Origin of the sequence: Maribacter sp. Asnod1-A12, assembly GCF_045063735.1 — a bacterium.
Classification (GTDB): domain Bacteria; phylum Bacteroidota; class Bacteroidia; order Flavobacteriales; family Flavobacteriaceae; genus Maribacter.
The window spans coordinates 50,703-62,753 of the sequence record NZ_JBEFNZ010000006.1 but is presented as its reverse complement, the minus strand read 5'-3'; the positions used below and the strand labels follow the sequence as shown (position 1 = coordinate 62,753).

General features: G+C 31.0%; 7 protein-coding genes and 1 tRNA gene. 5 read left to right on the top strand and 3 right to left on the bottom strand.

What is annotated here, in order from left to right:
• Positions 1 to 9: 9 nt before the first annotated feature.
• A complete protein-coding gene (locus tag ACJJVP_RS00270; RefSeq protein WP_036153101.1) occupies positions 10 to 909 on the bottom strand; it encodes a MerR family transcriptional regulator in 900 nt (299 codons plus the stop codon).
• A 252-nt stretch (positions 910 to 1,161) separates the two neighbouring features.
• Between ACJJVP_RS00270 and ACJJVP_RS00265 the strand changes: the two genes are divergently transcribed.
• From ACJJVP_RS00265 to ACJJVP_RS00250, 4 genes are read left to right on the top strand one after another with little or no spacing between them, the layout of a single operon-like run.
• Positions 1,162 to 4,935, top strand: coding sequence for a leucine-rich repeat domain-containing protein (locus ACJJVP_RS00265; RefSeq protein ID WP_405409856.1), 3,774 nt, complete (start codon positions 1,162 to 1,164; stop codon positions 4,933 to 4,935).
• A 4-nt stretch (positions 4,936 to 4,939) separates the two neighbouring features.
• On the top strand, positions 4,940 to 6,163 hold the full coding sequence (locus tag ACJJVP_RS00260; protein WP_405409855.1) for a DUF2201 family putative metallopeptidase: 1,224 nt from the start codon (positions 4,940 to 4,942) through the stop codon (positions 6,161 to 6,163).
• 12 nt (positions 6,164 to 6,175) lie between these two features.
• Positions 6,176 to 7,297, top strand: coding sequence for an AAA family ATPase (locus tag ACJJVP_RS00255; protein WP_405409853.1), 1,122 nt, complete (start codon positions 6,176 to 6,178; stop codon positions 7,295 to 7,297).
• Between the two features lie 6 nt (positions 7,298 to 7,303).
• Positions 7,304 to 9,835: a leucine-rich repeat domain-containing protein gene (locus ACJJVP_RS00250; RefSeq protein ID WP_405409852.1), complete on the top strand. Its 2,532-nt coding sequence runs from the start codon at positions 7,304 to 7,306 to the stop codon at positions 9,833 to 9,835.
• A 122-nt stretch (positions 9,836 to 9,957) separates the two neighbouring features.
• Here ACJJVP_RS00250 and ACJJVP_RS00245 read toward each other — a convergent pair.
• Positions 9,958 to 10,041: transfer RNA gene (locus ACJJVP_RS00245), tRNA-Leu, on the bottom strand.
• 82 nt (positions 10,042 to 10,123) lie between these two features.
• The gene (locus ACJJVP_RS00240; protein ID WP_405409849.1) at positions 10,124 to 10,969 is read right to left on the bottom strand and encodes an AraC family transcriptional regulator; all 846 of its coding nucleotides are present in this window, start codon (positions 10,967 to 10,969) and stop codon (positions 10,124 to 10,126) included.
• Positions 10,970 to 11,102: 133 nt separating this feature from the next.
• Here ACJJVP_RS00240 and ACJJVP_RS00235 point away from each other — a divergent pair, with 133 nt between their 5' ends.
• Entirely contained in the window at positions 11,103 to 12,020 is a 918-nt protein-coding gene (locus tag ACJJVP_RS00235) for a dihydrodipicolinate synthase family protein (protein ID WP_405409848.1), read from the top strand.
• The last annotated feature ends 31 nt before the right edge of the window (positions 12,021 to 12,051 follow it).

Sequence of the window (12,051 nt, the reverse complement as noted above, 5' to 3'; positions counted from 1 at the left end):
TCTGTAAGATTATAGGTTGTTAACTAAGCTGTCAATAGAAGTAAAAGTTCTACAGAAGTTGGGTTTTGTATCTTCTTCAATGAAATTTGTCTGTCTACCTAAAATCCAAAAGTTTGGATTGTTATACTTGGAAACTAATTCAGAAAAGTCTTCTAGATATTTGTTAACCTTATCTTTTTCTGGAAAAACTGTAAAATAAGATACAAAATAGATGTCATCAAAATACTTCAGCACATCTTCTAGATTCTCCATAGGTATTGTGGGACCTAAATAGATGCATTTATATCCTTTTAAAATGATTTCGTAGTTAATATATAATAAGCCTATATCGTGAATTTCGTTCTCGGGTAAAAAAGCCACAAATACTTTATCCTTTTTTGTAGGTTCTAAATGTTGAAGCTTTTCGGTGTTTAATAAAATCTTTTGTTTAATTAAACTACTCATAAAATGCTCATGAGCCGGACTAATAGTATCCGTCTGCCATAGCAATCCAAGTTCATTTAATAAAGGAACAAAAGTCTCTTTAAAGATTTCTCTAAATGAATTTTCACTTAATAGGGCATTGTAAGTATTAAAGAACATAGTCTGATCAAAATTGACCATGGCTAGTTTAAAAGCATTAATTGCCTGACTTTTATGACTGTGTTTTGCTACTATTTCGCGAACCACGTACGGAATATCCTTATCAGAAATCTTAGCAATTTTAGAAATTTTATGTCCGTTGTTATAAAGTAGTGTAACATTAAGTAGCTTTTGAAGGCTAGAAAGGCTATACGTTCTAATGTTAGTATCGGTACGTTCAGGAGATAAAAGATTGTATCTTTTTTCCCAAATTCTAATGGTGTGTGCTTTAATTCCAGAGAGGTTTTCAAGGTCTCTAATACTAAATTGCTTTTTTACATTGTTCATGCTTTCTGAAAAAGGATTAAACAAATCTACAATTTATTAAAATGCCATGGGGTACTTAGTAGTTAAAATTATCAAAATAAAATTGTGATTTTGATTTTGAGATTATTTGTAATTGAAAAAAGGTATAAGGTTTGAAAAAGATATTTATAAAAAAATCGGATATATAGATTTAAAGCAAAAGGTAATACAGGAATTAATTGCTAATAATTAATCAAATATATTAACGTTAGAGTTATATCCTAAATATAGATTATGCAATATCAAAAGATGCCGGCAAATGATGAATTAATTGAAACAGGTGATTTACGTAGGGTAAAAAGTTTAATAGGTAACAAGGTTCGTTTTGTGTTACAGAATCGCAAGTTGAAAAGGTTAGCTATAAATACAACTGATTTCAATATGTTACCTCATCTTGAGTTTGATTTAAGCTATAATAAAACATTAAATCATGAAGAATTATTTATTCAGTTGTCTAAATTAAAGAACTTAAAAGGTCTTGGATTAATTAAAAATGCAACAAAAGAATTGCCTGAAAGCATTGGAAATCTCAAAGCCCTTGAAATTCTTGACCTAAGGAGTAATGGCTTAAAAATATTGCCACCATCTTTTTCTTCTCTAGATTCATTGACTTTTTTAAATTTAAGGAACAATAATTTAACTACATATCCTGAACAGTTAAATGGATTTAAAAATCTTAAGTATTTAAATCTTCGTTTTAATAAACTAAAGAAATTACCGGCTACTTTTTTTAATTTAAAAAATCTTGAAGAACTTGATCTTTCCTCTTCAGGTTTATCAGTTTTGCCAGTGGAGATAGGGAACTTGACTAATTTAAAGGTGTTGTATCTTGAATCGAATAAATTAAAATCACTACCTAAAGAAATTGCTAATCTAAAAAATCTTGAAACTATACATTTAAAAGGTAATGCTGAACTTGACCTAGAGCAAGTATGTAAAGTATTGGCTGGGTTACCTAGTCTGAAACACTTCAGTTTTAGGCAATGGAAACTTAAAGATTTACCAGAATCATTAGGAGATATGACACAGTTGGAATCTTTAGATTTAGAAGAAAACAACCTAGTTGTACTTCCTGATTCTTTGAAAAAATTGAAAAATCTAAAAGAGATAAAATACCAAGATAATCCGGAATTAAATCTTGAGTCATTAATAAACAATTTAGCAAGTTGGCCACAAATTAAAGAATTCAGGTTTTATAGAATGTCATTGTATAGTGATGAGGAAGCTCGTCAAGATTCACCTAATAATTTAGGATTACTTAAAAATCTTGAATCACTATCATTTAGTTATCTAAGAGGATTGAAGAATATTTCTGAAACTATAGGAGAATTAAATGACCTTAAAAGTTTAAACATTATAAGTACGGGAGTAATTGAGCTTCCCAAAACCATTGGTAAGTTAGAACAATTGGAATCTCTTGTAATAAGAAATAATCCTGATCTTACCCAAATTCCAGAATCATTATACAACCTAACAGATTTGAAAGAGTTGCATTGGTTAGGTAATGGTTTAGCCCTTAATTTTTTAAAAGTAGTAGCTTTTGAGAAGCTTGAAAAAATTACTGCAGGTACAATATCGAATGCAGATTTTAAACTAATATCACAACTATTAAACTTAAAAGAAATATATTGGCGTGATGAGGAAATAACTAGTTTTCCTGAAGAGTTTTACAGCTTAAAACATATTGAATCTATACAATTTTCAGCTTTTCCTAACTTAGATATTAATCAGGAAATTGACAAACTGGCAAAAATGAGTTCCATTAAAAAGCTGGAATTTAATTTCAGGGAACCACGTACTTTAGATTGGTACATAGAAAATCTTCAACAATTTCCTAATTTGGAATACGTTCAAATTGTAACTCAAGATAAGGTAATTCCGTCTTCAATAGTAAAATTATCATTTATAAAGGAATTGAAAATTGACATCCAGGGTAATACTTATAATGATATTAAAGACATTCAATTACCACTAGAGTATGCAATTCTACCTCAAGGCTGGATAAAGTTTACAAGGCTGTTTAAAGTACTAAAAAGTGCAGAAGAAGCTCTTATTACAATTGATAAACTACAGATCAAGTCTGAGCAAGAAAGAATGATTGCTTTTGCTCTTTTATCTGGTTACTACAAACCACTTTTTGAAATTTTAAAAAACCCTTTTGAAGAAGGTTTTACAGATGGTTCGGTGGTATATGTATCAGGTAAACCTAGTATGGGAACCCTTAAGAATTTAAAGGATATACTAGGTGAAAAAGGCTTCAAAGTTAAAACTAAACCTATAGATGTTTCTTATGTTCTTATAAACCCAAAAGTAGATTTGAAAGATATTGAGAAGTTATTCAATAAAGGTTTTAACTTCTTTCTTGAAGATCATTTAAAAGAGCAACTTATAGAAGAAGATACGCCTTATTTATTAGAAGAAAGTAGTACGGAGCTTATACAACAGATTACTCGATTGTTAAAAGCCAAAGATGAAGATCAATTAGCTTTAATACTTCCCGTAATTGAGGGTGGAGGTGCTAATAGGTTAATTATAAGCTATCTCGTAGCTATCCATTTGTTTCATACAGATATTGGAATAAGAAAAACTTCTCGTAATCTTTTTAAAAAATATGCTTCTTCAGATTTACAAAATCATATAAAGAATACTTGGAAAGATAGTTATAAGAAAAAAGAACTTGAAAATTTCAAAAAAATATATCATCATGATGAAATTGATCTATGTGCTTTTATTTTAGCCTTTAAAATGATTAGATGGCACCAAGCCAATAAGGAAGGTAGAATTAGTGATTATTTTATAAATTCTTTTGGACGTGTATACTTAGAAAAGGTAGGGTTTAACCAAATAACAGAGTCGTTAAACGAATGCGATTTTATTCACACTTTAAGAATAATGCCCTCTGAACCAATACGAGAAGAGTTTCTAAGAAAGAAAATACATAAACTACCACTGCATACACTAAATGTAGAACAATCAATGGATAGTTTTCCTGCCTCGTTCCTTGAAATACCAACATTAGAAAAGCTTAGTATTGGTCACTGGCAAGCCTCTGGTGATATGCGAATTCCCGATTTGTCTCAAATAAACAGTTCTCTGAAAGAGCTGATTATTGTCAAACTTAATTTAAAAGATGTAGACAATTTAAAAAGTTTAATAAATATAACTCGTTTACATTTAAACTATACAGGGCTATCCAATATTTCATTTATTGAATCTTACAAGAAATTAGAATTTTTGAATTTGAGTAACAATCAAATTACAGAGCTACCATCGTTTATTGAAACATTTGAATCATTAGATTTTTTATCGCTTGATCAAAATCCTTTAGAAAATATTACGATTAACTTTAATAAACTTCAGAAGTTACGTTCCCTTAATTTGTCAGATTGTAAATTAAGCGACTTACCAGATACTTTTGAAAATTGTTTGAGACTAGAAGAGGTTACTTTAAGAAACAATGAATTAAAAAATTTACCAGTAAGTTTATTCAGTACTAAGGGTTTGTCTTACAGAGGTCGAAGCATAAATGCACAGAACAATCATTTGAGTTCTATTGGGGTCGTTGAGAAAGGAAAGAAGCACGGTTTTTTAGGTTCTTTATTTCAATCGAATGAAAAGACAAAACATGATTTAGCATCTGTAATGCTCAATAGAATTAACTTAAATCAAAACGACTTTAAAGAGATCCCTACTCTATTCTTTTCTTTTAAACAGATAAGAGAATTAAATATGCAGGAAAATGCTATTGAAAAATTGCCTGACGAGTTCGAGAAACTAAAGGTTGATGAAATAAGGTTAAGCAAGACGATTATTTCTAAAATACCTATTTCAATATTTAGATCTGAAGCAAGATATATTGGTATACTTAGCGATGCTGACACTATTGAAATACCTGACGAAAGTGATATTCCGTTTCACGATTCCAGAATTTTTGTTGATGGTTCTGAACAAGAAAAAGAGAAAATGACCAACTTTAGAAAAGCGGTAAACGAGAAACAAAATAGATGATTTTATGAGTATTGATAATGGAAGAATACTTGAAGAAGTCACAAGAACAAGCATATCCTTGTTATTAAAAGAGCCTTTTTATTCTCATTTGTTTAGTTGCATGAATAAAGAAATTGTTGATTCTGATGACGATGTTCAAACAATGGGGGTTGGTATTACGGGAAATGCACACACGCTATATATCAATCCTATATTTTGGGATAATTTCTTAACTGATGAAAAACATAGGTATGGAGTTATTAAGCATGAGGTGTTACATATTATCTTTAAGCACACGTTGGTCAATGTCAAAAACTTTAACAAGCATCTTTTAAATATTGCTATGGACATAGTTGTAAATCAGTTCATAGAAAGAAATCAATTGCCAGATGAATCCATTTTTTTAGAAACGTTTCCTGAGTTGCAACTGGAAAAAGATAGAACACACCACTATTATTATGATAAACTGATCGAGCTTAAAAATGAATTAAATGGCAAGTTTAAAGATTCAGAAGCAGCAAAAAATTATAATAATATACAGGAAACTTCACACGGACTAAATAGACATGACAAATGGGTTGAAATTTATTCGCAAAATAATATAGATAAAAGCTTAACAGAAGCTCAAATAGAAAACCTCATTAATATTGCAAATAAGAAAACTTCGGTTAAGGTTTTTGGAAATTTACCTGCAGGTTTACGATCCTGGCTTGAACAAATACTAATAAAACCAAAACCTTTAGTTGATTGGAGAAGGGTTGTTAAACTTTTTTCTGAAAGTAGTTGTAAAACCAAGATTAGAACAACACTTAAAAGACCTTCTAAAAGGTTTGGCACTGTGCCTGGTATTAAAATTAAAAAGCTTAAAAAGCTATTAATTGCAATTGATACATCAGGGAGTATACATAAAAGTGAGTTAGCTGACTTTTTTAATGAAGTATATCATATTTGGAGACAAGGAGCAGAAATAGAAGTTGTAGAGTGCGACGTTGTGATAAACCGATCTTATGCCTATAAAGGCGTTACACCAACTTTTGTGACAGGCGGTGGAGGTACTGATTTTAATGCTCCTATAGAATATGGAAATAAAACCTTTAAACCAGATGGGTTAATTTATTTCACCGATGGGGTTGCACCAAAACCTAAAACTCATTCGCGCTTCCCTATTTTGTGGGTTATCAGTAAAGAAGGAATTGAAACAGATAGTAACGACTTTAAAAAGTTACCAGGTCGTAAAGCAAAATTATAAGTATAAGCTAATATGGAAAAAAATAATCAATTTAATTACATAACCTATGGGGCTACTGTAAATGCCGATAAAGTAAGGGATTTTTTAAAACATTTGACAGATTGTAGTTTTGGAAAAAAAAGTCTAAACAGGCCTACACCAGCTTGTATTTGGGGAATGCATGGTATTGGAAAAACTGAATTGGTAAAAGAATTTGCTTTAGAGAATGGGTTTGAATTTATATATATAGCACCTGCTCAATTCGAAGAGATGGGCGACTTGGTCGGTATGCCGCAGATTAAAGATGTTAATGATAAAAACACCACCCAATTTGTAGCACCAGACTGGGTTCCTACCAAGAAAGGACCAGGAATTTTACTTATTGACGACATCAATAGAGCTGATGATCGAATATTAAGAGGGATTATGCAATTACTTCAAAATTATGAATTGGTTAGTTGGACCTTGCCAGAAAACTGGATGATAATTTCGACCGCAAACCCAGATGGCGGTGATTATTCTGTTACTACAATGGATGATGCTATGCTTACAAGAATGATTCATGTTTCTATGGAATTTGATGTGAAAACATGGGCTAGATGGGCAGAGAAAAAAGAAATAGATCCAAGGGGTATCGCCTTTGTTTTAAATTATCCTGAGGTTGTAACCGGTCAAAGAACAACGCCACGTTCTTTAGTTCAGTTTTTTCAGTCCATTAATTCTATATCTGATTTAAAAAAATCTCTTGATTTAGTCAAAATTATTGCAGATGGTTGTCTTGATCAAGAAACTTCTGTGGCTTTCATTAATTTTATTAATATGGATTTGGATAAGCTTGTTGCGCCTGAAGAAATTCTTAATACTATTGATTTTAAACTAATTAACGGAAGATTAAAAGAATTGATAGATGGTAAAACAAAACGATTAGATATATTATCAGTAATTCTCACCCGTTTAACTAACAGTTTGATCTATAATAAAACTGAGCTTAGCAATAAACAGTTTGATAATCTGCATAAATTTATAATGTTGCCATTTATTCCTAACGACCTACGTTTATCTATGGCTCAAGACCTAGTAAACGCAGATAGAAAAGATTTAAAAAGACTTTATGCTATTCCTGAAATAGGTAAACTTATTTTAACAAAAATGTAAATTGCTATGTTTAAAAAACAAACCAATATTTCTGGGAAAGTCGAAACGGAATTAAAAGAATCGATTGATTATTCAGAATTTGTGTTTTATAACGAGACACATCTTCAAATTAGAGATTATAAAAAAAAGCTGTCGGTTTTACCTAATGATTTTTTTGAACAATTTTCAGATGCAACAACATTAGATCTTAATGCTATGGCATTAATAGAAATTCCAACTTCTATTCTAGCCTTAAAGAAATTAAAAAGAATATCTTTTTTAGGAGGTAAATACAAGTCATTACCAGATTTGTCTGAACTACATTTATTGGAATCAATTTCCATAGATAGAAATAACCAAATAAATTTAGACAAGGATATTGCTAAGATTAAGCATTTACCAAACCTTCTGCATTTTAAATTAGGTAGTTATAGAGGGAAAAAGTTTCCGAGTGTTCTATCTGAATTAAAGACACTTAAGCATCTTGTACTTGGTTATGGGCTTGAGAAAAAGAAGGATATGGATGGGTTGGTTAGTGTTGTAAAGAAAATGCCCTGGTTAGAAAGTTTAAATATTGACTTTAATCTAAACCCTGAAGATATACAACCTAATTTTCTTGAACTTGATTTTTTGAATTATTTAAATTTTAGAAGTTATTTTTCTGAAGATAAAACGCCATTATGTCTTGGCTTAACTAGGCATGTTGAATTTAAGGAAAATAAGAGGCTTAATGACTTAGTGACTTCTTTTAGGCATAAGTATATCAATTCTGAATTGTCGAATGACACTAAACAAACGCTGTTTTGCTTTTATAAAAAGAATTTTCTTGAGCTGAAAGATATATTGCCTGATAAATTGGATTCTGCTTTGGAGAGTAACGAAATAACTGGTATTGTGTTACTTACAAAAGTAAAAGGGTTTACAAAGAAGAAATGGGCAGAGTTACTTAATGATACGTGTTTTTATTTGGCAGACGAAAGTGATAAAGAGAATAAAGTATTTGTGGTTGGTAGTGAAACCGAATATAATGACTTTGAAAAGCTTATTATTAGTAATAAGAATGTTGTATTTAAAGATCACTTGCAAGATTTAATCGTAAAGCTTGAAGATCCATGGTTATTACAGGATGACAATGCAGGTCTTAATGATCAGTTATTAAAACTCTTGTCAAGCAATTTAGATGAGAACTATAAAATTGCATTTGAAATTATTGAAGGCGGTGGGGCTAATAAAACGATTCAGTCACTACTTGCCGCAATAATGACTACCCATCCTGACAAAAAGATAGCTAAGAAGGCAACAAAGTTATATGAAAAATATGGTTCACAACTTTTTGTTCAACATGCTAAAGTAGGTGTATCTGGAAGTTTGCGAAAATCGGGCAGCACGCAACATAAATTAGCTCATTTGCTAAATCACCCAGAAATAGATGAGTTTGTTTTTAGGTTTATGCATCATGCTATAGCAACATCTAATCGAAATATTAAAGATGTTTTACATAATGTGTTCGAGGTAAAGAAAAACACTATTAAAGTAATTCCAGAAGAGATCAAATATTTTAATCAGATTCAAACACTTCGTTTTTATTCATGTCCTAATTTAGATCTTAATTCTGCTATTCCTCATTTTAAAGAGATGGCATCATTAAAACACTTGGTTTTGAACGGTTCACATTTGACTATACCGAGGTCGGTGGGTGAATTAGTTCATATAGAATCATTGGAGGCTGAGCAAAATGAATTTGAAGATGTATCTGAATTAAAGAAACTTGAAAATCTAAAAACATTGAACGTAGCGGGTTGTAAGCTTGTTGATTTAAGCTGGTTGTCATCTTTGAAAAATTTGAAGTCTTTGAATTTGAGTAGTAATAAAATAACTCAACTCCCAAAAGAGTTAGAAGAATTGAAGCAACTTACTGAAATTCATATAAAACAAAATAAATTAAGCAAGATGGATACCGGGTTGCTTAGTTTACCGTATTTGAAACTAATAGATTACTCAAACAACTTAATTAAAGAGATTGATTATAATTTCTTTAAGCATAAACTTGAAGTTCTCTTATTGAGGTCTAATAAAATAGCATCATTTGATATACAAGAATTTGAAAAACATAATATTACAACTGTGTCATTGAAAAAGCTAAATTTTGCTTCTAATCAAATTGCAGCGTTTAATTTAGGTGATGTTAATTTTTTTCAACTTGGATCTCTCGATATATCTAAAAATAAGATTAAAGAGTTACATTCTTCGGTGTTTTTAAAAACAAGAGTGCATGAATTTTTTGCAAGCAACAATCAAATAGAAGATATACCTGATAGTGTTATTAAACGACCTTATTTTACCAAATTTTGGATTCAAAACAACAAAATAAAAGAGTTAAGAGAATCATTTGCCAAAATCCGTATTGATAATGCAGATTTAAGTAACAATGAGATTGAAAAAATGCATTCTGATTTTTTTATTAAAAAAGAAAAAGATTATTCAAGATTATATTGGAAGATAAAAAACAATCCTATTTCTATTGAATTAAAAGGTGCATCAGGTCTGTACGGGAGGTGAAGAAATACTTTTAGCTAGAATAAAGTTAACAAGAGTTTATTTAATTCAAGAGTAATTTTGACTGTTGATAAAGCTTTGGTTTATATCATAAAAAAAGGTTAGACCTAAATCTAACCTTTTTGTGCCCACGACTGGAGTCGAACCAGCACGTCCTTACGAACACTACCCCCTCAAGGTAGCATGTCTACCAATTCCACCACGTGGGCATACCTGTAGTAAATTGAATGGCAAATATAGAAACCTATATTTCAATTTAAAATTAATACCGTTATAAATAATGAAGTTATCTTAAGATGAATTAGACTGTTGGTATTGCGTAGGTGTAATTCCTTTTATTTTTTTAAACTTTTTATTGAAATTAGAAATAGAATTGAACCCAGAAAGATCGGCTATCATATTAATATTCAGCTCTTTATTGGAAATCAATAATTGGCAGGCATGTGCAACACGTAGTTCTATTAGAAATTGAAAAAAGGTCTTGTCTGTTCGTTGTTTAAAAAAACGACAGAAGGCATTTGGTGTCATATATGCCATTTTTGCTATCTCATCTAATGAAATTGGTTGATGGAAGTTTTTGAATACGAAGTCAAAAATGTCTTGTAACCGCTTACCTTCTGTAGAACTCAACGTTTTAGAGTATATAAACTTACTAAGAGGTTCTATATTTACTTTACTTAGTTCTTCTAAAAGATATAAAAAGGAAACAAAAAGGTTTAGTTTTTGTTGCGACTGTATTTCTAATAGTTGTTGAGCAATCTTTTTTTGATTTGATGTTACTTTAAATCCGCCGGCGGCATTAGCAAAGAAGTTGCCTAAGTCATTTAAATATGGTAGCTTAAAGAATGATGTGCCAAAGGATTTTTCAGTAAAGAATACAGTTAACATATGCGCATCTTGCTGCCCTGGTATGCTTTTAAAAACATGTGGCATGTTACTGCCAATAACGTAGATATCTCCCATAGAGAATTGATGAATGCTATCGCCTACCAACAACTTTCCGTTACTGTTTATGATGTAGCTTATTTGTATTTCTTCATGTTGATGAAGCTTGTTATAAAAAACAGGTTCCTTATCTACTTGAACTATTAAATGTTCATCCAAGGGCTTTGGTATTTTAAAAGGAAATACTTTCATATGCATCTAATTTATCACTATAAAATAAATATTGAATGATAAGATGGTAGAATAGTACCATGTCTGGATAATATGACAACATATAGTTCAACATGCTATAGCTAATTTTGGATATTAAATAAAAGAAAACAAAATGAGTATTTCATGGACAGGGGTAATGCCAGCAGTTACCACAAAATTTACAGATAAAGATGAACTTGATCTAGATATGTTCTCCATAAATATTAAGGCCCAACTAGATGCAGGTGTAAGTGGAATAATTTTGGGTGGTACTTTGGGTGAAGCTAGTACACTTACCTATGAGGAGAAGAAAGTTTTAATGAGGGAGACCGTAAAACTGGTAGAAGGAAAAGTACCCGTTATCATAAACATTGCCGAACAAACAACTAAGGGTGCTATACATGCTGCGAAAGTAGCTAAAGAATGTGGTGCTACAGGTTTAATGATGTTACCTCCAATGCGGTATAAAGCAAATGACCATGAAACAGTTACGTATTTTAAAGAAACTGCCAATAGTACAGATTTGCCGATTATGATTTATAACAACCCTATAGATTATGGTATAATGGTTACTCTTGATATGTTAGAGGTGTTAACGGTTTGCGAGAATATACAGGCGGTAAAAGAATCTACTAGAGACATATCTAATATTACCCGTATTAAAACAAGATTTGGAAATAGACTTAATGTGTTAACAGGTGTTGATACTTTAGGTTTAGAAAGTACACTAATGGGAGCCGATGGTTGGGTTGCCGGCTTGGTATGTGCTTTTCCGGCAGAAACTTGTGCAGTTTTTGAACTGGCCAGAGCTGGTAAAATTAAAGAAGCTTTAGAAATTTACCGATGGTTCTTACCATTATTAGAGTTGGATATCAGTCCGCAATTGGTGCAGAACATAAAAATGGCAGAGGTTGCAACGGGTATTGGCACAGAAAATGTCCGTGCACCAAGATTACCTTTAGTGGGCGCAGAACGAGAAAGAGTAGCGGCTATTATAAAACAAGGAATGGCAACTAGACCAACATTGCCAAATTATAAGGAAATCAATTAAGCAAATAGTACTTTTTGATATCTAAGTAAGA